This is a genomic window from Halomonas sp. GD1P12 (genome assembly GCF_025725645.1).
Taxonomy (GTDB): domain Bacteria; phylum Pseudomonadota; class Gammaproteobacteria; order Pseudomonadales; family Halomonadaceae; genus Vreelandella.
Genome location: NZ_CP107007.1, coordinates 2,489,090 through 2,511,328, shown reverse-complemented (window position 1 = coordinate 2,511,328; position 22,239 = coordinate 2,489,090). Strand labels below are relative to the sequence as shown.

The window sequence follows — 22,239 nt, the reverse complement described above, 5'->3', positions numbered from 1 at the left end:
CGGGCGGTTAACGCCCGCCTTTTGAGTCGCTTTTCCTGTCAGCTCTTTTGTCACCTTTCTTGTCGCCCTTGACCGCCTTGAACAGCGGTGCATAAAGGCGCTCGACCAGCTCGGCAAAGCCTTCGCCCTGAGCGGTGCGGGCGGTGAACAGCTGCTCGAAGCTCGACCACTGGTGAGCGAGATAAGCGCTTTGGGTGACATCCCCCCTCTGGTAGCGCCCGCCCTCATAGGCACTTTCGGCGGCGGCAAACGCGGGGCTGTCCCGGTCGCTATCGGTCGTGCCGAGCTTGTTAAGCCACTCGAACCCGGCCTGCGTCGCCAGCGGCAGCGGCCCTTGCTGGCCCTGTTGCCAGGCATCGAGCTGGGTCGCAAGGTGCGCCTTCGCAGTGTCGGGCGCTACCGGCTCAAGCGTGACGCTACCGGCTTTTGAGATCAGCGCGGTGGTCATGGGGGCATCGAGATTGCCCGCCAGGTGCGCGACCCAGTGGCGCAGCAGGTGGTGCCACTGATATTTGCTCTGCTTCACCAGGCTCGAACTCAACAGCAGCACCCGGCAGCGCTCGCCGGCCTCGTTCAAACGCACCTCGCCCAGCCAGTCCTCGAGCGTTGGGCCTTGCTCGAAAGCGAGCCATACCCGTTGGGCGGCGCTCGCCTGGTGCGGCCAGGCGGCCAGCATTTCCTCGTACTTTTCGAACAGCGCCTCCATCGGCTCGGCGAGCGCGTCGCGCATGCGCTCGCCAAAGGCGCCGATGGCGAGCACGCCCTGGCCCTGAAAGCGCGACAGCTGCTCGTCGAGCGCCTCGATGCGCGGCTCGTTATTGTCCACCGCGCGGCGCTGGGCGGCGATCAGCCGGTCCTGAAGCTGCCAGTTCTGCAGGCCGTCCAGCGCAAAGGGTTCGGCGTCGAGCTCGGCAATCGCTTCCTGCTCGAAGTAGACGCCCAGTCGCGCGTTGAAAAAGCTCTTCACCGGCTCACGCAGGAAACTGCCCAGCTGGGCGAGATTGAGCGTGGCCGGCTCGCTCTCGGCAGGCGCGGTGAGCGGGGCCGATTCGCGGGCGCTCTGCGCGGTGTGCACCTCGCGCCACTCGTGGGCGTAGGTGAAAAGCGCATCGTCCTGGCCGAAGTAGCGCCGGCTGAAGGGCTGCAGCGGGTGTTCGGTGGTGAGCCGCGCCAGAAGATCATCGCCGTCGCGCTGCCAGCCGGCGGCCAGGTGTTCGCGCAGTTGGCCGACCAGCACCGACGGCGGGAGCGGGGCGTTGTCGATCTGGCTTTTGCCCACCCAGCTCACGTAGAGCTGGTCACGGGCGGAGAGCAGCGCCTCCAGAAACAGATAGCGGTCGTCCTCGCGCCGTGAACGGTCGCCGGGGCGGTAGTCGCCGCCCATCAGGTCGAAATCCAGCGGCGGCTGGGAGCGCGGATACTCGCCGTCGTTCATCCCCAAAAGGCACACCCGTTTGAAGGGAATGGCGCGCATCGGCATGAGCGTGGCGAAGTTGACCGCGCCGGCCAGAAAGCGCTGGGAAAGGCTATGCTCGTCGATCTGTGACAGCCAGTGCTCGCGCACCATCGAGAGCGGAAGCGCCTCATTGAGCGCGGCTTCCCGGGTACTCTCGAGCATCTGCTGCAGGCCGTTTTCGAGCTTTGCCAGCATGACGCTCTCGGCCGGGTCGTCGGTGAGAAAGAAGGTCTCCAACAGCTCGCGCAGCCGCGCCACCCAGGTGGCGGCGTCCACCGGCTCGCAAAAGCGCTCCCAAGTGGCTTCGAGTTTTTCCAGAAGTGTGGCCAGGGGCCCGGCCAGGCGCGCCTCCAGCCCGCCGATATCGTCAAACGGCTCGATGCCCTGCCAGGCGCCAGCCTCGCCCACGCTGTAGCCAAGCAGTAGCCGTCGAAGCCCAAAGGCCCAGGTGTTTTGGGCGAGCCCGCCGGGCAGCTCCAGATGCGCTCGGGCGCGGGCGTTTAGCCCCCAGCGAATGCCCGCGCCTTCCATCCAGCGCGCAAGCGTGGGCAGGTCGCGCTCCTCGAGCCCAAAGCGCTGGCGCAGCGCCGGCACGTCGAGCAGATCGAGCACGTCGCTGGTGGAGAGGCGAAGCTCCGGCAGGCGCAGCAGTTTTTCCAGCGCGATCATCAGCGGCAGCCGGTGGCGGCTGGCTTGGTCCGAAAGCGTGTGCGGGATGAAGCGCGGGTCGTCCTGATTGAGCTGGCCAAACACCGCCTCGATGTGCGGCGCGTAGCGGTCGATGTCCGGTACCATGACGATAATGTCCCGCGGGCGCAGGTTCGGATCACGGCTGAACGCGGCCAAAAGCTGGTCGTGCAGAATCTCGACCTCACGCTGGGGGCCGTGGGCGATGTGAAAGACGATCGAGTCGTCGGTATCAATCGGGGCCGGCCAGTGCTCGCGGGTCTCGGGCACCGGGCGCAGCTCGCGGATATCGTCCTGAAGCTGGCTCAAGAGCGTGCCGCCGCCTTCCAGCGAGAAGGGCTCGAACATGTCGATGCGCAGCGCGCGCTGCTCGAAAAGGCTCTGATAATCGCCGGTGTCGTCGTGCTCGTCGATCAGGCGCAGGTAGTCGCGGCCCTGTTTGCCCCAAGCGGCGAGCAGCGGCTGGGCGTGCAGGTGCAGCGCGCCCTCGGCGTCGCCGGTACCGAGTACGTCGAGCGCTTCCGGCATACCGGCCTTGCGGGTCTGGCGGTAGCGGCTGGCGCGCAAGAGGTCCTTGTGCTCGATGATGTCCGCCCAGTAGTACTGGCAAGGGTTATGTACGCAGAGCACGATCTGGCAGCAGCGCGAAAGCGCGGCCAGCGCCTCGAGGGTCTGGCTTGGCAGCGACGAAATGCCGAAGATGATCAGCCGCCTGGGCACCTTGGGCGGGCAGGCCTGGCCCTCCAGATGCTCGGTGGCCTCGAGAAAGCGCTGATGGACGCTTGCCCGGCTGCTCTCGAGCCCGCGGGGGCCCTGGGTGGCGGCGACGTCCTCTCTAAGACGGCGCCAGAGCGCGGGCTGCCAGCGCTGGTGCTCTTCCAACGCGCGGCGCTCGCCTCGGGCGCCGATGAGCACGTCGTCTTCTTTAGCCCAGGCGTCGAGCCAGTCCGCCCGGTACACCTGGTACTGATCGAACAGATCCGCCAGCCGCTCGGCGAGCTGGTAGTGCTTACGCTGGTCGCGGTCGAACTCGAGAAAGCGGGCGAGCGGCTCGAAGACCGGCTCTGCTACCAGGGCGGGCAGCAGGCGCAAGAGCCGCCACACCAGGCGCGACTTATCGAACGGCGAGGTTTCCGGCACCGCATCATCCGCGCCGCTTATGTGCGTCAGCACGGTGCGGTAGGCCTGCCAGAGAAAGCGGGCGGGCAGGGTCACGTCGAGCGCGGCGGCAATGCCCGCGCCACCGTTTTCGGGGTCTTCAGCGAGCGCGAGTTTGAGCCACTGGCCGATGCCGTTGCTCTGCACCAGAATGGTTTCGTTTTCCAGCGGCCCCAGCGGGTGCAGGCGCATCCACTCGATGGCCACGGCGCGTAGGTCCTCGAGCCGGTTGGCGTGTACCACCATGAAACCGGGCGTCAGTGGGGGCGTAGAAAGGCGCGACATGGACACATCCCGGCAGGTTGAACGTTTCGTCAGTAGGAGAGCGTGACGTTACCAATCCCCATCAGGCCAAGAAAGGTCATGCCCACGAACAGCAGAAGGTAGAGCAGCACCAGCACGCCGAAAATGGTGAAGTGGGTCTTGAGCTTTGAAAGCGCAAAGCGAAGCTCACGCTCGTCGCCGCTTTGATAGGCGCGCTGACTGGCACTGGCCGCCTGGAAGAGCACGACGCCCGCCCAGATCGGTATCCAGGCGACGATGATACCGACGACGGTAATCGCCGTTAACACCCCGCCCAGAATAAGCATGACGCCGATCAGCTGCATCCAGAGTTTACCGCGGTAAAGCGGCTCCGCGACGCTTTTCAACAGCTCGTTTTTCTCTTGCGGCTCCATGGTGACCTCACGGTGTCGTTTGAAAATCAATACGTTGTTGGAAGGTCATGATCTTAATGAGTTTCGACACGTTTGTCTTTACTCGCGGCGTGGGTAGAATTTTGCCGGATAATTGCCCTGTGCATCTTGCAGTGAGGCCCGCGCATCGCCAAGCTATGACGTTTTTTAGAACACGAAAAACATAAGGAGCCCGCCATGACCGAGCCGACTAGCCCTTCTCAGAACGCTTCACAAGACGCCACATCGCAAGACGCAGCGCAAGGCTCGCGCCGCCACTCCGCCCCCGTCGTCGACGGTCCGGGTAAGGCGGCCAGCCGCGCGATGCTGCGCGCAGTAGGCTTCAACGACGAGGATTTCAAAAAGCCTCAGGTGGGCGTGGCCTCGACCTGGAGCATGGTGACGCCGTGCAACAGCCATATCGGTGAGCTGGCCGAGCTTGCCCGCGAAGGCGCCGACGCCGCCGGCGGCAAGGGCGTGGTGTTCAACACCATCACCATCAGCGACGGCATCGCCAACGGCACCGAGGGCATGAAGTACTCGCTGGTTTCGCGTGAAGTCATCGCGGACTCCATCGAGACCGTGGCCGGTTGTGAGGGCTTCGATGGGCTGGTCGCGATTGGCGGCTGTGACAAGAACATGCCCGGCTGCGTGATGGGCCTTGCGCGCCTGGACCGCCCCAGCGTGTTCGTCTACGGCGGCACCATCATGCCGGGCAAGGGCCACACCGATATCGTCTCGGTGTTCGAGGCCATGGGCGCGCATTCGCGCGGCGACATGGACCTGATCGAGCTCAAGCAGATCGAAGAGACCGCGATTCCCGGCCCCGGCTCCTGCGGCGGCATGTACACCGCCAACACGATGGCCTCGGCGATCGAGGCACTCGGCATGAGCTTGCCGGGAAGCTCCGCGCAAAACGCCATCTCCCAGGAGAAGCGCGACGACTGTAAAGCGGCCGGCGAAGCAGTACTCGAGCTTTTGAAAGCCGACATCAAACCCTCCGACATCATGACCCGCCAGGCCTTCGAGAACGCGATCACCGTGATCATCGCGCTTGGCGGCTCCACCAACGCGGTGCTGCACCTGATCGGCATGGCGCGCACCATCGGGGTTGAGCTCTCGCTTTCGGACTTCACTGAGATCGGCAAGCGCGTACCGGTGGTGGCGGATCTACGCCCCAGCGGCCACTACATGATGAGCGAGCTGGTCGCCATTGGCGGTATTCAGCCGCTGATGAAGATTCTGCTCGAGGCCGGGCTTTTGCACGGCGACTGCCTGACCGTTACCGGCAAGACCCTGGCCGAAAACCTGGCGGGCGTCGAGCCCTACCCGATGGATCAGTCGATCATCGCGCCGCTCGATAAGCCGATCAAGGCGCAAAGCCATCTGCGCATTCTCTACGGCAACCTGGCGCCGGAAGGGGCGGTTGCCAAGATCACCGGCAAGGAAGGCACGCGTTTTTCAGGACCTGCCCGGGTATTCGGCTCGGAAGAGGAAGCCCAGGCGCGCATCAACGACGGTACCGTGGTCGCCGGTGACGTGGTCGTGATTCGCTACGAAGGCCCGAAGGGTGGGCCGGGCATGCGTGAAATGCTGACGCCGACCTCCGCCATCATGGGCCGGGGCTTGGGTAACGACGTCGCACTGATCACCGACGGGCGCTTCTCCGGCGGCAGCCACGGGTTCGTGGTGGGCCACGTGTCGCCGGAAGCCTTCGAAGGCGGCCCGCTGGGGCTGGTCGAAAACGGCGATCTCATCACCATCGATGCCGAGGCGGACACCATCGATATCGACGTTAGCGATGAAGAGATGGCCCGTCGCCAAAGCCAGTGGCAAAAGCCCGAGCCCCGCTATACCCGTGGCGTGCTCGCCAAGTACGCGCGCCACGTAAGCTCCGCCAGCACCGGCGCGGTCACCGACCAGGACGACTGAACACTTTTAGCCAACGCCCAGGGCCGCACTCGCGGCCCTTTTTTTGTCACGTCGGCGTCAAACGGCTGGGCTAGAGTGGGGCTTTCGTTTCATGAGGAGGCCTTTCGATGGCGAGTCGGCACGGGCGAGTTTTCGATGTCTTTCGAACGTTTTTGTGGCTGGGCTGCACCTCTTTTGGCGGCCCCGTCGCGCATCTGGGCTATTTCCATACCGAGTTCGTCGTCAGACGTCGCTGGTTGTCCGAGGCGGCCTATGCGGAACTGGTGGCGCTTTGCCAGTTTTTGCCCGGCCCGGCGAGCAGCCAGGTGGGCTTTGCGCTCGGGCTCTTGCGCGCCGGCCCCTGGGGGGCTGCCGCGGCGTGGGTGGCGTTTACGCTGCCTTCGGCGCTACTGCTGGCACTGTTCGCGCTGGGCGCGACAGCACTCGAGGGTCCGCTGTTCGAGCGCGTGATCGATAGCCTCAAACTTGTGGCCGTGGCGGTGGTGGCCCACGCCGTTTGGGGAATGGCGAAAAGCCTTTGCCCGGATAGAGCGCGGGCGGGGATTGCGCTGGGCGCGGTGTTCGTGGCCGCGCTCGCAAGCGGCCCGGCGGGCCAGGTCGGCGCCATTGCGCTGGGTGCGGCGGCGGGGCTTTGGCTCTGCCGGTCGCCGTCGCCCCGGGGGGAGGTGGATACATTCTCCTTTGGCGTCTCGCGCCGCGCCGGGGCCGTCGCGCTTGCGCTTTTCGCGCTGCTGTTGGGGGCGCTGCCGCTGCTAGCGCCGATGGCGGTTGGGCTCGATATGGTCGATGCCTTTTACCGCGCCGGGGCGCTGGTCTTTGGCGGCGGCCACGTGGTGCTACCGCTTCTGAGCGCCGAAACGGTTCAGCTAGGTCTTATCTCAAATGATGCGTTCATGACCGGCTACGGCGCCGCCCAGGCGATTCCGGGGCCGCTTTTCACCTTCGCCGCTTACCTTGGCGCGCTGTGGCCGGGCGTCAATGCCGGGGCCGGGGCGGCGCTGGCGTTGGTGGCGATTTTCGCCCCCGGCTTTTTACTGCTGGTGGGGGTGCTGCCGTTCTGGCACCGTTTTCGCCGCGGCGAGCGTGCCCAGGCACTTCTGCGTGGCGCCAGTGCGGCGGTCGTGGGCATTCTGGGGCTCGCGCTTTTCGACCCGGTGTGGGTCAGCGCGGTGCTGGTGCCTATCGATGTCGCGCTGGCGCTCACCGGTTTTCTTCTGCTGAGCGTGTGGCGCCTGCCCGCCTGGGCGGTCGTGATCATCGTCCTGTTGGGTGGAATAGTGCTGGGCTGAGTCATGGCGGGCTTATTCATAACGTGCTTATTCATGACGGGCCAAGCCGTGCTTTGAGCACAAAAAAACGCCTCGCGTTTGGCGAGGCGTTTATCGGTTCACACCTGGAGGCTATGGCGTTGGCGCCTCCAGCTCTAATGTGCGGCGCAGGACGTTGAGTTCGTCCAGATTCAGATGCTCGAGCCTTCCGGCGAGCAGGTCGCTGATCTTCTGGACGGGAAGGCCGGCCCGGCGGGCGATTTCGCGGCTTCCCAGATCCGATACGGCGACCAGACGAGTGATGATGCGCATCAAGCGCGTGCGTTTTTCCAATTCCCTGACGTCGAGGTCAGGGCTGCTTCGAGGAGGGTCCAGCGTTTCTGCGTGAGCAGTCGACGTTGCCGTACTCATGTGACTCCATGGGTCAAAAGTGACACCTACACAATGACGCTAACGGAAGCGCTTTTCAATGCCTGATCCGGCTAAAATTTCATCCACCGATCGAAGCCCCTAATTCGGCCCGCTCTGGTAAACTATGCGCCTTTAAAATTATAGCCAAGCCTTGCGGCTTTTCATCTTTTACCGATTGATGGCCTTCGGCCGAGGAGCGAATCCATGTCCAGCCGCGCACCCCAAGTGGGCGTAATTATGGGATCCAAATCCGACTGGCCCGTGATGGAACACGCCACCCAAATGCTCGAGCGCCTGGGCGTTGCTTTTGAGACCCGCGTGGTCTCGGCGCACCGTACGCCGGATCTGTTGTTCGACTACGCCAAGGGTGCGGCGGAGCGCGGGCTTCAGGTGATCGTGGCCGGCGCGGGCGGGGCGGCGCACCTGCCGGGCATGGTGGCTTCTCAAACGCCGCTTCCCGTGCTGGGCGTGCCGGTGGAGTCCAAATCGCTCAAGGGGCTCGATTCGCTCCTCTCCATTGCCCAGATGCCCGGCGGTATCGCCGTGGGAACGCTAGCCATCGGCAAGGCCGGGGCGACCAACGCAGGCCTTCTGGCCGCGCAGATCGTGGGGCTTCAGGATAGCGCCGTGCGCGAGGCGGTCGAGGCGTTTCGCGCCGAGCAGACCCAAGCCGTGCTCGATAACCCGGACCCCCGCATCGATACCGATCAGGCCTGAGGAGACCACCATGAACATTGGCGTTTTGGGTGCCGGCCAGCTCGGTCGTATGCTCGCCTTGGCAGGCTACCCGCTGGGCAATCGTTTCACCTTTCTGGACACCACCGGGAGCCCCAGTGCGGGCATTGGCGAGGTGATCGTCGACCCGCACAACGAGCACCTGGCCACGTTTCTCGAGAAGGTCGATGTCGTGACCTACGAGTTCGAGCACTTGCCGGTCGAGCTGGTGCGCGAGATCGAGCAGCACAAGCCGGTCTATCCCAGCAGTAAAGCGATCGCGGTGTGCCAAAACCGGGTAGAAGAGAAGGCGCTGTTCGACCGGCTTGCTATTCCCACGCCGGCCTACCGCGTGGTGGAGAGCGCCGAGGCGCTGGCCCAGGCCGCCGAGGAGCTTGGCTGCCCGGTGGTCGCCAAGTCGGTCACCGAGGGCTACGACGGCAAGGGCCAGGCCGTGCTCACATCCGCCGATCAGGCCGGTGATGCCTGGGCGTCGATTGGCCATTCCCAGCTGATCGTCGAGGCGTTCGTCGATTTCGTGCGCGAAGTATCGATCATCGCGGTGCGCGGTCGCGACGGCGAGGTCGTGTTCTACCCGATGGCGGAGAACCAGCACGAGGGCGGCATTCTGCGCTACTCCGTGGCACCGCTACCGGATCTCGACGACAGCGTCCAGGCACTGGCCGATGGCTATATTCGCCAGTTGCTCGACGAGCTCGACTACGTCGGCGTGCTGGCGCTGGAGCTTTTCCAAGCCAAAGATGGAAGCCTGTTGGCCAACGAGATGGCGCCGCGTGTGCACAACTCCGGCCACTGGACGATGGACGGCGCCGCGACCAGTCAGTTCGAAAATCATCTGAGGGCGATTCAAGGGCTGCCGCTGGGCTCGACCGAGGCCATGGCGCCGACCTGCATGGTCAACGTCATCGGCCGCGAAGGCGACAACGCCGCGCTTCTGGCAATCCCGCATGCTCACCTGCATCGCTACGATAAGGGCGAGCGCGCCGGGCGCAAGCTTGCGCACATCAACGTTCTCGCCGACTCGCACGCAGAGCTTTTGGAGAAAGTTCGTCGGTGCCAGACGCTGCTGCCGGAGGCCCCTTCGGTAAAGTGGAGTTTCACCCTGTAAGGGGCGCGATAACGCTTCATTAACCGCCTGCTATCAGGCGGTTTTTTTATAAGTCGATTTTGGTATTCGCTTTAACGAGATAAATCGTTTACAACTACGGCTCAAGACTTCATTGAACGAAGACGGGTTGCCTTTGTTTAGGCGATCCAACAGCACAGGGAATGGACATGCTGTGGAAGCTTAAACTCGCCGGGGTTGCCCAATATGGCCCCGTCGACGCCGATGAGCCGCTCTCGCTATGCGATCTTGAAGCGGCGAAAGTGGCACTTTTATATGAAAATCTATGGCAGCCCGTTGTCAGCAGCCTGGTCGTGGCCGCCTTTACCGCCGCGATCCTCTGGTCGGCGCATTCGCCGGTGGCCGTCATGGCCTGGTTTTTAACGCTTGGCGTCATATCACTGTTGCGGCTGGTGTTTGCTCGCTGGTATGAGCAGGGCACGGCCAGCGCCCATCAAAAACGGTGGCTCTACATTTTCAGCGCGGGCTCGCTTGGCTCGGCGGCCCTCTGGGGGGCCGCGGGGGTTCTCTTTTTTGCCCCGACCGATCCGACTCAAACCGCGGCGCTGGCGGTCATCGCCTGCGGTATCGCCGCCGGCGGCACGACCACGCTTTCACCGGTCAAGTGGCTTGGGGTTGGCTTCATCAGCCTCATTTTACTGCCGCTGGCCGCCGTCTTCTTGTTGCGAGCAACCATGCTATCGATACTGATGGGCATTATCGTGCTGGTATTTTTGGCACTGATGCTAACCACCTGTATCCGGTTTCATCGCATCATTCACGATAACATCGCGCTCAAGGTGAGTGTCGAGTCGCGCAAGGCGCAGCTGCAGGAGTGTGAAAACCGCTACCGCTCGATCTTCGATCACTCGCCGCTGGGAGTGCTGCACTTCGACCGCAACGGAGTGATCACCGACTGTAACGAGCAATTGCTCAAAATTCTGGGCGGCACGCGTGACAGCTTCATGGGTTATCGCATGCTCGACCGCTCGGCGAATCAGCAGGTCGCTCAAGGGGTACGCGACAGCCTCGAGAAGGGCTCGGGCTATTTCGAAGGTACGTTCTATCTGCCCGGCGCTGAGAAGGGTACGCCGCTGCGCGCCATTTTCAACGGCGTGAATTGCGACAATAACCATCGCATCGGCGGGATGGCGATCGTCGAGGATTTCACCGAGCGCACCCGGCACGAGGCGACCATCTACCGCCAGGCCTACTACGACTCGCTGACCGATCTGCCCAACCGGCGTCTGTTCATCGAGCGGCTGATGTCGCTTTGCAAGGAATCCTCAAACCGCGAGCGAACCGGCGTAGTGATGTTTCTGGATCTGGACCGCTTCAAGATGATCAATGATACCTTCGGCCACGCCGCCGGGGACGATCTGCTCATACAGGTGGCCAAGCGTCTCGAGGCTCACCTGGGCGACGACGACATGGCGGCACGGCTAAGTGGCGATGAGTTCGTGATGCTCAAACTGTTCGACTGGCCCTTTGACGACCGGGCCGAAGAGATGGCGAAGGCGTGCCTGGAAACGCTGAGAAGCAAGCTGGGCGGGTTTTATCACCTGGAGAGCCAGCAGGTAGAGGTGACGCCGAGCATGGGCTACACCTGCTTCAATGCCGACGAGTGCGACCATGCCGAGATCCTCAAGCAGGCCGATGTCGCGATGTACCAGGCCAAGGCGCAAGGGCGGGCGCGGCTTTGCCGCTACCGCCCGGAAATGCGCGACGTCATGAAAAAGGCCGCGCTGCCTGACCGCGTTACATCGCTAATTGACCGCTAAGCACCACCCAAAGCGCGATGAGCGCGAAGTGGCCCGGATACCAGGCAAGCCAAAGCCGCCGCGGCATGTTTTTGAACACCTTCGGGACGTAGCGGGCGCCGCCGGCGGCGAGGATGAGAACGACGATACACGTGCCCACGGTGAACGACTTGGACATGTCCGAGGCGTTCATCTGGCCGGCGATCCAGAGCACCGGAAACGCCGCCAGCCCCGCCCAGAGCCTCGATTTCAGCGCATTGTCGCTATCGTTGAGCGCGTACATGGCGAACATGAAAAACGGGATCAGCATCAGGCCGTTATGGCCATACTCGACCCAAAAGCCGAGCAGATACCAAAGCGTGACCGCCACCGCCGCCCCCAGTAGCAGCCAGCCAAACCCGAGCGTCTCCTGACGGTAGTGTTGCCAGCCCTGGCGGGCCAACGCCCCGAGTGCCAAACCGCTTGCCAGTGTAAAGCAGACGTTGAGGATGAAGGCATCACTCGATCGCGGCATCATCATGTACGGCACCTGGGCGATGAGACCGATGACCAGTACCCGCCGGGCGTAGCGCAGCGGATTACGCGTATTGAACAGCCCATGCCAGGCCACCATGGCCGCGAACAGCGGAAAGGCGATGCGCCCAATCGACGACCCCGCCCAGCTCAAATCCCATCTGTCCGGGAGCACGTAGCGCACCAGGTGGTCGATGGTCATGGTCAAAAGCGCCAGCCACTGCGCCCAGGCCGTCCAGTGTGATAGCGGGCGATCAACAGCCGCCGTGGGTCGCGGCGAAGAAGCCGGGGGGGCGGTATCGCCGGGAGCGTGTGCCATAAAACCTCCGTGTTGAGATGGCCAGAATGGCTTCAGACTTGATCGGTCGCGTCGAGTTCAAGCCCGGTCGCGCGTTCGCCGCTCAGGAGTATCGGCGCGTACGATTCATACGTGCGATCTATACGTACTCCATACGTACTGTCCATACGTACTATACCCCAAAGCTCTCAAGCGTTGCCCCAAAAGCAAAACCCCGGCGTTTGCCGGGGTTTTGCATACTTACTCGACGCTTACGAAAAGAGGTTATTCGCCGTCGAAGTAGCGCGCGTGAATCTCGTCGTAGGTGCCATCTTCCTGCAGCGTCGCGAGCGCTTCGTTGAAGCGTTCGGCCAGGTCTTCATCGCGCTGGCGGAAGGCGATGCCAAAACCATCACCGAAGTACTCCTTGGGTTCGGTGATCTGCTCGCCGACGATGGTGTAGTCGCCTTCGTCGCTTTCGACCAGCGTGGACTGACCGATCGGGAAGTCGAGGAAAACGATGTCCAGACGTTCGGCGTCCATGTCCAGCACCATGTCATCGGCGGTGGAGTAGCGGCTGATGTCGGCGATACTGCCGTACTTGTCGGTGACGTAGTTGTCCTGCAGCGTGCCGCGCTGAACGCCGATGGTCAGGCCGTCCAGCGTTTCTTCATTGGCTTCACTGATGTCCAGATCGCTTGCCGCGAACCAGGCCGACGGCATGGTGATATAGGGCTCGGAGAACAGCACCTGCTGGCGGCGCTCGTCGTTGATCGTCATCGACGACATCACGGCGTCGTAGTTGCGCGCCAGAAGGCCGGGAATGATGCCGTCCCACTCCTGCTCGATCCACTCGCAGGTCACGCCGACTTCTTCACACAGCGCGTTGCCTAGGTCGATATCGAAACCGGTAAGCTCGCCTTCCGGGGTGCGGTACTCCATGGGCACGTAGGGAACGTCCACGCCGATGCGCACGGTATCGTAGTCGCGCGCCTGGGCCGAGGATGCGGCGGCGACCGCAAGGCCTACCAAAGAGAGCGAAAGCAGTTTTTTCATCATCAAACTCCACTGTCGTGAACGGGTGTATTCAGTGATCCTCTTTAACGTAACCCAAGCGAGGGCGAGCGCAAAGTCGAAAACGCATTAAAAACCAACGTTCGTTTGACGCAGCCGCCGCTTACAGCGACGGCGGGCTCAGGTGCGCCAACAGCCGCTTTTCCAGAAAGCGGAAAAAGAACAGAATGGCGAAGGTCAGGCAGAGATAGATCAGCGCGACGAACAGAAACGGCTCGAAGGGCGTGTAGAAGCGCGAGTAGACGTAGCGCGCCGCGCCGGTCAAATCCATCAGCGTCACCACGCTTGCGATGGCGCTGGCGTGGAGCATGAAGATCACCTCGTTACCGTAGGCGGGCAGGGCGCGGCGAAAGGCGCTGGGAATCACGATGCGCCGCATCATCAAGGACTCCGACATGCCGTAGGCCCGCGCCGCCTCGAGCTCCCCCTTGGCGGTGGCCTTGATCGCGCCGCGAAAGATTTCCGTGGTATAGGCGGCGGTATTGAGCGTGAAGGCGATCAGCGCCGGATAGAAGGCTTCCCGAAAGATCGGCCAGAGAACGCTCTCCTGAATGCCATCGAAAAACACCACGCCGTAGTAGATGATATAGAGCTGGATCAGAAGCGGCGTGCCGCGAAACACGTAGGTGTACGCGTAGATGGGAAGGCTGATCCATTTGCGTTTGGAGCTTCGCAGGATGGCCAGCGGCACCGCCAGCACCAGGCCTACTACCAGCGAGAGAAACACCAGCTGCGTGGTGGTGACGAGCCCCTCCCAGTAGTGGGCCATGGTGGCCGGGGTGAAGATGGCGTTGCCGTCGAGCAGGTCGTGATACCAGGTAGAAAGATCGGACATGTCAGTGCTCCCCGAAGCCGATGTCGTAGCGCTTTTGCAAGCGCGCGAAGATCCACTCGGTGACGCTTGCGATGAGCAGGTACGCCACCGCCACGGGAATCAAGAAGACGAAGGGTTCGTGAGTTGCGCGCGAGGCCTCGGCGGCGACGCGCACCATGTCGGTCAGCCCGATCACCGAGACCAGCGCGGTGGTTTTCAACAGCACCATCCAGTTGTTGGAGAGGCCGGGCAGGGCGTGGCGCATCATTTGTGGAAAGCGCACGCGGCGAAAGAGCAGAGCGCTGCCCATGCCGTAGGCCTTGCCTGCCTCGATCTGGCCCGCGTCCACGGCCATGAAGGCGCCGCGAAAGGTCTCGCCCATGTAGGCGCCGAAGATAAAGCCGATGGTCAGCACGCCGGCGGCAAAGGCGTTGAAGCTTAAGTAGATATCGATATCGTAGTTGTAGTAGAGCACGTCACTGATGGCGTTGACGCCGATCTGACCGCCGTAGAACAACAGCAGCATCAGCACCAGATCCGGCACGCCGCGAATCAGCGTGGTATAGACGCCGGCCACGCGCCGAAGAATCCAGCTTCGTGACATTTTCGCCGTGGCGGTGATCAGCCCCAGTATGATCGCAAGCCCGAGCGAAAGCGCGGCGAGCTCGACGGTGACGAGCGCCCCTTCGAAAAGGCGCGGGCCGTAGCCTTGCAAATCCAGCATGGTCGCCTCGTCGGTCAGTGGTTGGGGGTGAGAAACTGCTTGAGCCGGGGCGAGCGCGGGTTGTCCAGCACCTCCCCGGGCGTGCCGGACTCCTCGATCAGCCCCTCCTGCAAATAAATGACCTGGCTCGAGACGTCGCGGGCAAAGTTCATTTCGTGGGTCACCACGATCATGGTGCGGCCCTCTTTCGCGAGATCGCGCATCACTTTCAACACGTCGCCGACGAGCTCCGGGTCCAGCGCCGAGGTCGGCTCGTCGAACAGCATCACGTCCGGGTCCATGGCGAGCGCCCGGGCAATCGCGCCGCGCTGCTGCTGGCCGCCGGACATCTGCGCCGGGTACGCCTTGGCACGCGCGGTCAGGCCCACGCGCTCCAAAAGGGCGTAGGCGTGTTCGGTGGCTTCCTTTTTCGATTGGCCCAGCACGTGCACGGGGGCTTCGATGATGTTCTCCAGAAGCGTCATGTGCGCCCAGAGGTTGAAGCTTTGAAACACCATCGAAAGCTTCGCCCGCATGGCAACGACCTGTTTCTTATCCGCCGGTTCGCGCCCCTGGCGCGTGTTCTTGAAACGGATGGGGTCGCCGTGGACGATCAGCTCGCCTTCGTCGGGCTGCTCCAACAGGTTCATGCAGCGAAGAAACGTGCTTTTTCCCGAGCCCGAAGCGCCGATCAGGGTGATGACATCTCCCTTATGGGCTTCGAGTGAGAGTCCCTTGAGAACTTCGGTATCCCCGAAGCGCTTTTTGATGTTGCGCACTTCAAGAGGGGTCGGTGTAGTGGCCATAACCAGGCTCCAGAGCAGAGTTGCCGCTTAAGCGAACGGTGTCGACACGGATATTCGTAGCGGCTGGCGCGAAAAAGGGAGCGATTCTATCAGGCCTTATACCCGATGCGCTCGTTGTTATGCGATTTAATGCGCTGATCCTGGCGGCCTGTGAGCGCCGCCTTCGATCGTGTTCAACGGTTTTGCCTAGTGTAGGGCGTTTATGGTCTGACTGCTCGGCTGGCGACCGGCGTGACCAAAAGTGCTGCCCGCGCGCCGATTTCTACCCGCGCGTTGGGGAACACCACATGAAGCGGCGTTTCACCGACGATGAAGTCGCCGGCCTCTTCGTCCTGGGCGAGTTTGGTGTGGGGTTCGAAACGGGTGAAGTTCGCCACGTCCTCGGCAAAGCAGAGTGTAAACGCCTGCGAGCGGCGCATCAGCTCGTGCTCGACTCTGAAAAAGCGCGGAAGCTCGGCGCCCTCTTTTGGCGTTTCGCCGGTGCCGAGCGCCTGGATGAGCTCAAGCATGGGAGCAAGCGGCGCCAGATCGTTTTGGCCAAAGGGCGCGTTTTGGCCAAGCTCGAAGGTAAACGCCTGGGCCTGATGGTAGTGCTTGCTGTAGTGAGAGAACGTGAAGCTCGACTGGTGCTGGTGCAGCACCGCCTGCATATCGGCGCCGGCAAGCCAGGCCCACTGGCGGGCGTTAGTGGCCGTTTCGCCAAAGGGCTCGACCACGAAGCGCGGATAGAGGCTTTGGCGGATCGCGGTGTGCAGGTCGTAGTGAAGCCGCGGGCGGCCCTCATGGCGCTCGAAGAAACGATCCACCTCGCGCATCAGCTCGCGCGCCCGGTCGGCCTCTTGGCCTTGTTGGGTCAGGCCGCGCTCGAAAAGCCGGTTCAGGTTGGTCTCCACAAAGCGGGTTTGCGCCTTGAGGGCGGGAATATTGCCCAGTATCACCAGCACAGGTGCGCTTAAGCGCGCGCTACCCGCTTCCAGCGCGCAGAGCCACTGGCCCAGAAGCTCCACCGGGGCGGTTTCATTGCCGTGAATCGCGGCGGAAAAGACGCAGGCGTAGGCATTGGTGTTCGAGGCGTTCGGGATGAGTTCCAGCACCCCGGGGGCGCCAAGGCGGTAGTGGCCGCTGGCGAAGCGGCCCTCACGCCTGGCGGGCATGTTGTCATCGAGCGCCCCGTCCAGCCACTGGCTCAGCATGCGCGATTCTCCCTATTGCTTTCGCGATATTTGTTGTTCGAGCTATCTGTCTTTCGAGCTATTCGTTTTCGAGACTAGAAGATGTAGCACGTTGGGCCGGGTTAAACAAAAAGCGGTGTCGCCAGGCTGTAAAAGAGGCGGGCGTGGGTGTAAGCCGACGTTCGCTTGGGCAGTGGGATCGCAGTGAACCGGCACAAAAAAGCGCCTGCCCTGTCGGGTCAGGCGCTTTGGGACGACATGAATTACTCGGCGCGCTGGCGCTGCATCTCGTCCTGGTACTCACCGGCCAGCGAGGTTTTCTGCTGTTCCGGCAGGCCGCGCCCGGCCAGTTGGAAGACTTCCTGCTCTTCCTCGTCCAGGTGGTGGGTCACCAGGTGCTGAAGCTCCTTGGCGTGCACCAGCCAGTTGCTGGCGCTGTAGTCGGTTTCGTCCAGAAGCTCGATCAGCTCGTCGATTTCGTGGTGCTCGGCGACGCTGTGGCGGGCCTTCTCCTGGGTGAGGTCGATGTCCATCATCGGAATGTACAGCGCGCGCTCTTCGGCGTTGGCGTGGTACTTGAGCTCGGCGCGGATCTGTTGATAGAGCGTATCGCGCTCGCTGCTATCACCGTGGGTTTCGACCAGTTTGGCCAGCAGGTCGCGCTGAATGTCGTGGTCCTTACGAAGCGCTTCGAAAATCGTCATGTAAAACTCCCTTTTTGCTGTGACGGTCGCATTGAAAACTAGTGCGGGATGGGCAAAAGCGCAAGATACAAACGCCGGCAATTCAAGCGACGCCACCGCGACCTTCACTTGGGTTAATTTTCCGCTAGGCTTAAAAGGCGGTTTATCTGTCGACTCAAACGGAGAGAGCAATGACCAAGGTACTGGTACTTTACTATTCCATGTACGGGCACGTGGATACCCTGGCCGCGGCCGTCGCCGAAGGTGCCAGGGAAGTGGACGGCGTCGAGGTCACGGTCAAGCGCGTGCCGGAAACCATGCCCGAGGAGGCCTACAAGAACGCCGGCGGCAAGCAGGACTTCGAAACGCCACAAGCCAAACCCGACGAACTCGCCGACTACGATGGCATCATCATCGGCACGCCCACCCGCTTTGGCAACATGGCTGGCCAAATGCGCACCTTCTTTGATCAAACCGGTGGCCTGTGGGCCAACGGCTCGCTGCGCGGCAAGGTGGCAAGCGTATTCACCTCCACCGGCACCGGCGGCGGCGAGGAGATGACCGTGACCTCCACCTGGACCACGCTTGCCCACCACGGCATGGTGATCGTGCCGATCGGTTACGGCATCGAAGAGCAGTTCGACATTTCCGAAGTCGCCGGCGGCAATCCCTACGGCGCGGCAACGCTGGCCGGCGGCGACGGCTCCCGCCAGCCAAGCGAGCGCGAACTGAAGCTTGCGCGCTTTCAGGGCAAACACGTGGCGGGCATTACCGCGAAGCTCACCCGCTGAGACCATGGGCTAATTGTTTGGCAGCTGCCAAGCGCTACTATAGTGCCCGTTAGCCCCGCAAACCCCACGCCCGTGGGGTTTGCGCGTTTTAGGGCATCAACCTGAAATGGGGCGTCCACCTGAAAGGAATCTCGCGTGAGCCGACTCGACAAAGCCCGCAATCTGCACGACTTCGAAGCGCTGGGGCGCCGTTACCTTCCGCGCCCGCTATTTGGCTATATCGCCAACAGCGCCGAGGAGGGCCATACCCACGCGGCGAACCGCCGCTGCTTCGATCAATTCGGGCTGATGCCTCAGGCGCTGGTGGATGTCTCATACATTTCGCTGCAAACCGAGCTTTGGGGGGAGACCTACCGCGCGCCCTTTGGTATTGCGCCGATGGGCATTAGCGCGCTGTCCGCTTACCGCGGTGATATCGTTCAGGCCCGAGCGGCGGCCCGCGAAGGCGTGCCGATGATTCTCAGCGGAAGCTCGCTGATACCACTGGAGGAGGTGCTGCGGGTGGGGGAGACCGACTGGTTTCAGGCCTACCTGCCCGGCACGTTCGAGGAGATCGAGGCGCTGCTGGCGCGCGTCGAGCGTGCGGGGTACAAAAAGCTCGTTATCACCGTGGATTACCCTGTGCCGCCCAACAGCGACAACAACCGCAAGAGCGGATTTTCGTCGCCGCTGCGCCCGAGCCTACGCCTGGCGCTGGATGGCATCACGCGCCCGCGCTGGCTGTTCGGCACCTTTCTACGCACGATCTATCATCACGGCATGCCGCACTTCGAGAACAACTACGCCACGCGCGGCATCGCGGTGATGTCGAAAAACGTCAATCGCGACTTCTCCGGGCGCAGCCACCTGCAGTGGGAGTATCTCGAGCGGGTCAGGGCGCTGTGGCCGGGCAAGCTGATCGTCAAAGGCATTCTCAACCCGGCGGATGCAAAACGGGTCGAGGCGCTGGGCGGCGACGCGGTGATCGTCTCCAACCACGGTGGACGCCAGCTCGACTACAGCCCGGCCGCGCTCGAGGCGCTGCCGGGAGTGGTCGACGCGGTCGAGCACATCCCGGTCATGATCGACAGCGGCTTTCGCCGCGGCACCGACGTGATCAAGGCGCTCGCCCTGGGCGCCGCGTTCGTGTTCATCGGCCGGCCGATGAACTACGCCGCCGCCGTTGCGGGCGAGGCCGGGGTGCGCCACGCCCTGAACCTCGTCAAGGAGGAGCTCGCACGCGACTTGGCGCTCATGGGCGTGACCGATATCACTCACCTTGGCCGCGAGCACCTGATCGACCGGCGCATCGAGGCGTCCTTTAAGCCGGTTTAGCCCGCGATTTTCTCGGCGATCGCGCGGCCCAGGGTCTCGGTCGTGCCTTGCCCGCCGACGTCCCGCGTCAACACCTTCTCATCGCCCGCTTCGAGCACCGCTTCGATGGCATCGACCATCGCCTTGGCGGCGTCCAGGTGACCCAGGTGTTCGAGCATCATCGCGCCGGACCAGATCTGTCCGATGGGGTTGGCGATGCCTTTACCCGCGATGTCCGGGGCGCTACCGTGGACCGGCTCGAACAGGCTCGGGAAGTGGCCTTCCGGGTTGATGTTGGCCGAGGGCGCGATGCCGATGGTCCCGGTACAGGCCGGGCCCAAATCCGAGAGGATATCGCCGAACAGGTTGCTGCCCACGACGACGTCGAACCAGTCCGGGTGGAGCACGAAGTTCGCGGTCAGGATGTCGATGTGGAACTTGTCGACGTCGATCTCCGGGTACTGTTTGGCCATTTCCAGCACGCGCTCGTCCCAGTAGGGCATGGTGATCGAGATACCGTTGGATTTGGTCGCCGAGGTGAGCTTTTTGCGCGGGCGCGTCTGGGCGAGATCGAAGGCGTATTTCAGCACGCGGTCGACGCCGGTGCGGCTCATCACGGTTTCCTGAATGACCACCTCGCGCTCGGTGCCTTCGAACATCCGCCCACCAATGCTCGAGTACTCGCCTTCGGTGTTTTCACGGACCACGTAGAAATCGATGTCGCCGGGCTCACGGCCGGCCAGCGGGCTCTTGATGCCCGGCATCAGCTTGCAGGGGCGCAGGTTGATGTACTGGTCGAACCGGCGGCGAAACTGCAGAAGCGAGCCCCACAGCGATATGTGGTCCGGCACTTTCGCCGGCCAGCCGACGGCACCATAAAACAGCGCATCGAAGCCCTTGAGCTGCTCGAACCAGTCGTCCGGCAGCATCTGGCCATGCTCAAGGTAGTAGTCGCAGCTGCCGAACTCGAAGGTGGTGAACGCCAGGTCGAGATTGAAGCGCTTCGCGGCGGCTTCAAGCGCGCGAATACCTTCGGGCATGACTTCGGTACCGATGCCGTCGCCGGCGATGACCGCAATGGTGTGGGCCATGAGTCGCTCCTTGAGTGGTTGAAGATCCAGCCGAGTGTAGCGGCTTTGGCGCGGGAAATAATCGGGCTATACTGCAAGGTATTGTTGCCTTTGAGTGGATAATGCGTGGCCGCCCTCGACGATCTTGCCTTTTTCCAGCACCTGGCCCGCGCCGGCAGCCTGACCGCCGCGGCGCGCACGCTCGGGCTTTCGCTGTCGGCGGTGAGCAAGCGCCTAAAGCAGCTCGAAGCTCGCCTGGGCGTGAGCCTTGCCGCGCGCACCACGCGGCGGCTGACGCTGACGCCGGAAGGCGAGCGCTACCTTGCGCGCGGCGCGCTGATTCTCGAGGAGCTTGCCGAGCTCGAAGGCACGCTCAATGAGGAGAAGGGCCAGGCGCTCAGCGGCGCGCTGCGCATCAACGCCACTTTCGGCTTTGGCCGCGCCCACGTCGCACCACTGCTGTCGGCGTTCTGCCACGCTCACCCTGGCGTGAGCGGCTGGTTGGAGCTGACCAACTTTCCCCTGAGCCTGTTGGATCACGGCCTGGATATCGGCATTCGCGTTGGCGAGCCGCCGGATTCACGGCTGATTGCCCGACGGATTCTCGAAAGCCGCCGGGTGCTGTGCGCCGCACCGGGCTATATCGAGCGCATGCCGGCACTCGACACCCCGCAGGATTTGACCCGCCACGCGTGTCTGGTGGTGCAGGAGAATGATACGGACTTTCCGCTCTGGCGCTTCGAGCCCAGGGGCGGGCGCGGCCCGGCGCAGTCGGTGAAGGTGAGCGGGCGGCTTTCGAGCAATGATGCTGAGGTGATCACAAGACTCGCGCTGGATGGCCATGGGGTCATGCTGCGCTCCTGGTGGGACGTACATGCGCACCTGGAAAGCGGGGCGCTGGTCGCACTTTTACCCGAGTGGTTAGGGGTGCGCGCGGACTTCTACGCAGTGTACCAGGCCAGACGCCATGCGAGTGCCCGGGTGCACGCCTTCATCGATTTACTGGCCCGCGAAATGGCCGGGCGCGTGCCGCCGCTGCCATAAGCTAGCGTGAATCAGGCGGTTTTGATGCGCCCCAAAGGCGCCTGGTTGAAGTAGTCGCACAGCAGCTCATAAAGTGCCGGGTAGGCGTTGACCAGATGATCCGGCGCGGTGAAGAAGTACTCGCAGCACACCGCGAAGCACTCGCCCGGGTGGCTGGCGGCGTAGTCGTCGATGGGCGGGGTGAGGCCCTTTTCGAGACAGGCGTTGAGATCTTCCCAAACGCTCGAGAATACCGCGTGCCAGCGCTTGGCCGAGAGCGAGCGGGGCAGCGGCGGAAAGCCGTCGATATCCATGGAGTTGCCCATGTCGAGCTTGTGGGCGAGCTCGTGGATGAGTACGTTGAAGCCGATGAAATCGCCACTTTCGATCAGATCGGCATAGGCGATGACCACCGGGCCCTGGTAGGAGGTTTCGCCGACACGCTCGTCGACGCCCTCATGCACCACGCCGAACTCGTCCATCTCTTCCACCTCGCGGGTGAAACTCTCCGGCAGGATCACGATCTCGTGAACGTTGGCGAAAGCCTCGCGGTGCTCGGCGTCGCTCCAGCCAAGCGTGAGCAGGCACGCCTGGCCTGCGATGGCCAGCCGCTCGGCATCCTCAAACGGCGCGTTTGAAAGCTCGGCGTGACGGGTCAGGCGCTTGGTGCGAAGAAACTGCCAAGCACGCTCAGCCAGAAGATCGGCCTCCGTCGGCGTAAGTGCGGCCAGAAGCGGCGTCTGCTGACGAGCCTTGCGCCAGATATCCGCCGATGGCGAGGTGGGGTCGCGGGTGAACCAGCGTTTGAACATGGGTCTCTATCGTGGCGTGCAA

At 63.0% G+C, this 22,239-nt stretch carries 20 protein-coding genes; 8 read left to right on the top strand and 12 right to left on the bottom strand.

Annotation, left to right across the window (positions count from 1 at the left end; all coding sequences use genetic code 11):
• Positions 1 to 7 precede the first annotated feature (7 nt).
• Both recC and OCT39_RS11520 read right to left on the bottom strand, forming a co-directional pair.
• On the bottom strand, positions 8 to 3,586 hold the full coding sequence (gene recC, locus OCT39_RS11525) for an exodeoxyribonuclease V subunit gamma (RefSeq protein WP_263584608.1): 3,579 nt from the start codon (positions 3,584 to 3,586) through the stop codon (positions 8 to 10).
• 29 nt (positions 3,587 to 3,615) lie between these two features.
• Positions 3,616 to 3,978 carry a DUF5362 domain-containing protein gene (locus OCT39_RS11520; protein WP_263584607.1) on the bottom strand — a complete coding sequence of 121 codons (363 nt, stop codon included), beginning with the start codon at positions 3,976 to 3,978 and terminating at the stop codon, positions 3,616 to 3,618.
• 195 nt (positions 3,979 to 4,173) lie between these two features.
• Here OCT39_RS11520 and ilvD point away from each other — a divergent pair, with 195 nt between their 5' ends.
• The gene (gene ilvD / locus OCT39_RS11515; protein ID WP_263584606.1) at positions 4,174 to 5,907 is read left to right on the top strand and encodes a dihydroxy-acid dehydratase; all 1,734 of its coding nucleotides are present in this window, start codon (positions 4,174 to 4,176) and stop codon (positions 5,905 to 5,907) included.
• 107 nt (positions 5,908 to 6,014) lie between these two features.
• Positions 6,015 to 7,196: a chromate efflux transporter gene (gene chrA, locus OCT39_RS11510; RefSeq protein ID WP_263584605.1), complete on the top strand. Its 1,182-nt coding sequence runs from the start codon at positions 6,015 to 6,017 to the stop codon at positions 7,194 to 7,196.
• A gap of 111 nt (positions 7,197 to 7,307) precedes the next feature.
• Here the strand turns inward: chrA and OCT39_RS17425 are convergent, their stop codons facing one another.
• The gene (locus OCT39_RS17425; protein WP_311960455.1) at positions 7,308 to 7,586 is read right to left on the bottom strand and encodes an XRE family transcriptional regulator; all 279 of its coding nucleotides are present in this window, start codon (positions 7,584 to 7,586) and stop codon (positions 7,308 to 7,310) included.
• A gap of 204 nt (positions 7,587 to 7,790) precedes the next feature.
• Between OCT39_RS17425 and purE the strand changes: the two genes are divergently transcribed.
• The 3 genes from purE to OCT39_RS11490 all read left to right on the top strand — a co-directional run bounded on the left by purE (position 7,791) and on the right by OCT39_RS11490 (position 11,207).
• Entirely contained in the window at positions 7,791 to 8,303 is a 513-nt protein-coding gene (gene purE, locus OCT39_RS11500) for a 5-(carboxyamino)imidazole ribonucleotide mutase (RefSeq protein WP_263584603.1), read from the top strand.
• 10 nt (positions 8,304 to 8,313) lie between these two features.
• Positions 8,314 to 9,429, top strand: a complete 1,116-nt coding sequence (locus OCT39_RS11495) for a 5-(carboxyamino)imidazole ribonucleotide synthase (RefSeq protein WP_263584602.1) — start codon at positions 8,314 to 8,316, stop codon at positions 9,427 to 9,429.
• Between the two features lie 167 nt (positions 9,430 to 9,596).
• A complete protein-coding gene (locus tag OCT39_RS11490) occupies positions 9,597 to 11,207 on the top strand; it encodes a diguanylate cyclase domain-containing protein (protein WP_263584601.1) in 1,611 nt (536 codons plus the stop codon).
• Here the strand turns inward: OCT39_RS11490 and OCT39_RS11485 are convergent.
• The 7 genes from OCT39_RS11485 to OCT39_RS11455 all read right to left on the bottom strand — a co-directional run bounded on the left by OCT39_RS11485 (position 11,185) and on the right by OCT39_RS11455 (position 17,249).
• A complete protein-coding gene (locus OCT39_RS11485; protein WP_263584600.1) occupies positions 11,185 to 12,018 on the bottom strand; it encodes a conjugal transfer protein TraX in 834 nt (277 codons plus the stop codon). The two genes, OCT39_RS11490 and OCT39_RS11485, sit on opposite strands and share 23 nt — an antisense overlap.
• Positions 12,019 to 12,261: 243 nt before the next feature.
• The gene (locus tag OCT39_RS11480; RefSeq protein WP_263584599.1) at positions 12,262 to 13,032 is read right to left on the bottom strand and encodes a transporter substrate-binding domain-containing protein; all 771 of its coding nucleotides are present in this window, start codon (positions 13,030 to 13,032) and stop codon (positions 12,262 to 12,264) included.
• Between the two features lie 121 nt (positions 13,033 to 13,153).
• Positions 13,154 to 13,885 (bottom strand): ABC transporter permease, encoded by a 732-nt coding sequence (locus OCT39_RS11475; RefSeq protein ID WP_263584598.1) that lies wholly within the window; start codon positions 13,883 to 13,885, stop codon positions 13,154 to 13,156.
• Between the two features lies 1 nt (position 13,886).
• Entirely contained in the window at positions 13,887 to 14,588 is a 702-nt protein-coding gene (locus OCT39_RS11470; protein ID WP_263584597.1) for an ABC transporter permease, read from the bottom strand.
• Positions 14,589 to 14,602: 14 nt separating this feature from the next.
• Complete coding sequence (locus OCT39_RS11465) at positions 14,603 to 15,373, bottom strand: ABC transporter ATP-binding protein (protein WP_263584596.1); 771 nt, start codon at positions 15,371 to 15,373, stop codon at positions 14,603 to 14,605.
• A gap of 200 nt (positions 15,374 to 15,573) precedes the next feature.
• Positions 15,574 to 16,566 carry a succinylglutamate desuccinylase gene (locus tag OCT39_RS11460; protein WP_263584595.1) on the bottom strand — a complete coding sequence of 331 codons (993 nt, stop codon included), beginning with the start codon at positions 16,564 to 16,566 and terminating at the stop codon, positions 15,574 to 15,576.
• Positions 16,567 to 16,808: 242 nt separating this feature from the next.
• On the bottom strand, positions 16,809 to 17,249 hold the full coding sequence (locus OCT39_RS11455) for a hemerythrin domain-containing protein (RefSeq protein WP_263584594.1): 441 nt from the start codon (positions 17,247 to 17,249) through the stop codon (positions 16,809 to 16,811).
• A gap of 170 nt (positions 17,250 to 17,419) precedes the next feature.
• On the opposite strand from OCT39_RS11455, the gene wrbA reads away from it, so the two are divergent.
• Both wrbA and OCT39_RS11445 read left to right on the top strand, forming a co-directional pair.
• Entirely contained in the window at positions 17,420 to 18,019 is a 600-nt protein-coding gene (gene wrbA, locus OCT39_RS11450) for an NAD(P)H:quinone oxidoreductase (protein WP_263584593.1), read from the top strand.
• A gap of 135 nt (positions 18,020 to 18,154) precedes the next feature.
• Positions 18,155 to 19,333, top strand: coding sequence for an alpha-hydroxy acid oxidase (locus OCT39_RS11445; protein ID WP_263584592.1), 1,179 nt, complete (start codon positions 18,155 to 18,157; stop codon positions 19,331 to 19,333).
• Here the strand turns inward: OCT39_RS11445 and OCT39_RS11440 are convergent.
• Complete coding sequence (locus tag OCT39_RS11440) at positions 19,330 to 20,403, bottom strand: tartrate dehydrogenase (RefSeq protein ID WP_263584591.1); 1,074 nt, start codon at positions 20,401 to 20,403, stop codon at positions 19,330 to 19,332. The two genes, OCT39_RS11445 and OCT39_RS11440, sit on opposite strands and share 4 nt — an antisense overlap.
• 105 nt (positions 20,404 to 20,508) lie before the next feature.
• On the opposite strand from OCT39_RS11440, the gene OCT39_RS11435 reads away from it, so the two are divergent.
• Positions 20,509 to 21,426: a LysR family transcriptional regulator gene (locus OCT39_RS11435; protein ID WP_263584590.1), complete on the top strand. Its 918-nt coding sequence runs from the start codon at positions 20,509 to 20,511 to the stop codon at positions 21,424 to 21,426.
• An 11-nt stretch (positions 21,427 to 21,437) separates the two neighbouring features.
• Here OCT39_RS11435 and OCT39_RS11430 read toward each other — a convergent pair whose 3' ends face one another.
• Positions 21,438 to 22,217, bottom strand: coding sequence for a zinc-dependent peptidase (locus tag OCT39_RS11430; protein WP_263584589.1), 780 nt, complete (start codon positions 22,215 to 22,217; stop codon positions 21,438 to 21,440).
• Between the last annotated feature and the right edge of the window lie 22 nt (positions 22,218 to 22,239).

What these genes read in the sequence shown, in the direction of transcription:
- recC (WP_263584608.1), bottom strand. Translation starts at nt 3,586, where the DNA reads ATGTCGCGCCTTTCTACGCCCCCACTGACGCCCGGTTTCATGGTGGTA.
- OCT39_RS11520 (WP_263584607.1), bottom strand. Translation starts at nt 3,978, where the DNA reads ATGGAGCCGCAAGAGAAAAACGAGCTGTTGAAAAGCGTCGCGGAGCCG.
- ilvD (WP_263584606.1), top strand. Translation starts at nt 4,174, where the DNA reads ATGACCGAGCCGACTAGCCCTTCTCAGAACGCTTCACAAGACGCCACA.
- chrA (WP_263584605.1), top strand. Translation starts at nt 6,015, where the DNA reads ATGGCGAGTCGGCACGGGCGAGTTTTCGATGTCTTTCGAACGTTTTTG.
- OCT39_RS17425 (WP_311960455.1), bottom strand. Translation starts at nt 7,586, where the DNA reads ATGAGTACGGCAACGTCGACTGCTCACGCAGAAACGCTGGACCCTCCT.
- purE (WP_263584603.1), top strand. Translation starts at nt 7,791, where the DNA reads ATGTCCAGCCGCGCACCCCAAGTGGGCGTAATTATGGGATCCAAATCC.
- OCT39_RS11495 (WP_263584602.1), top strand. Translation starts at nt 8,314, where the DNA reads ATGAACATTGGCGTTTTGGGTGCCGGCCAGCTCGGTCGTATGCTCGCC.
- OCT39_RS11490 (WP_263584601.1), top strand. Translation starts at nt 9,597, where the DNA reads ATGCTGTGGAAGCTTAAACTCGCCGGGGTTGCCCAATATGGCCCCGTC.
- OCT39_RS11485 (WP_263584600.1), bottom strand. Translation starts at nt 12,018, where the DNA reads ATGGCACACGCTCCCGGCGATACCGCCCCCCCGGCTTCTTCGCCGCGA.
- OCT39_RS11480 (WP_263584599.1), bottom strand. Translation starts at nt 13,032, where the DNA reads ATGAAAAAACTGCTTTCGCTCTCTTTGGTAGGCCTTGCGGTCGCCGCC.
- OCT39_RS11475 (WP_263584598.1), bottom strand. Translation starts at nt 13,885, where the DNA reads ATGTCCGATCTTTCTACCTGGTATCACGACCTGCTCGACGGCAACGCC.
- OCT39_RS11470 (WP_263584597.1), bottom strand. Translation starts at nt 14,588, where the DNA reads ATGCTGGATTTGCAAGGCTACGGCCCGCGCCTTTTCGAAGGGGCGCTC.
- OCT39_RS11465 (WP_263584596.1), bottom strand. Translation starts at nt 15,373, where the DNA reads ATGGCCACTACACCGACCCCTCTTGAAGTGCGCAACATCAAAAAGCGC.
- OCT39_RS11460 (WP_263584595.1), bottom strand. Translation starts at nt 16,566, where the DNA reads ATGCTGAGCCAGTGGCTGGACGGGGCGCTCGATGACAACATGCCCGCC.
- OCT39_RS11455 (WP_263584594.1), bottom strand. Translation starts at nt 17,249, where the DNA reads ATGACGATTTTCGAAGCGCTTCGTAAGGACCACGACATTCAGCGCGAC.
- wrbA (WP_263584593.1), top strand. Translation starts at nt 17,420, where the DNA reads ATGACCAAGGTACTGGTACTTTACTATTCCATGTACGGGCACGTGGAT.
- OCT39_RS11440 (WP_263584591.1), bottom strand. Translation starts at nt 20,403, where the DNA reads ATGGCCCACACCATTGCGGTCATCGCCGGCGACGGCATCGGTACCGAA.
- OCT39_RS11430 (WP_263584589.1), bottom strand. Translation starts at nt 22,217, where the DNA reads ATGTTCAAACGCTGGTTCACCCGCGACCCCACCTCGCCATCGGCGGAT.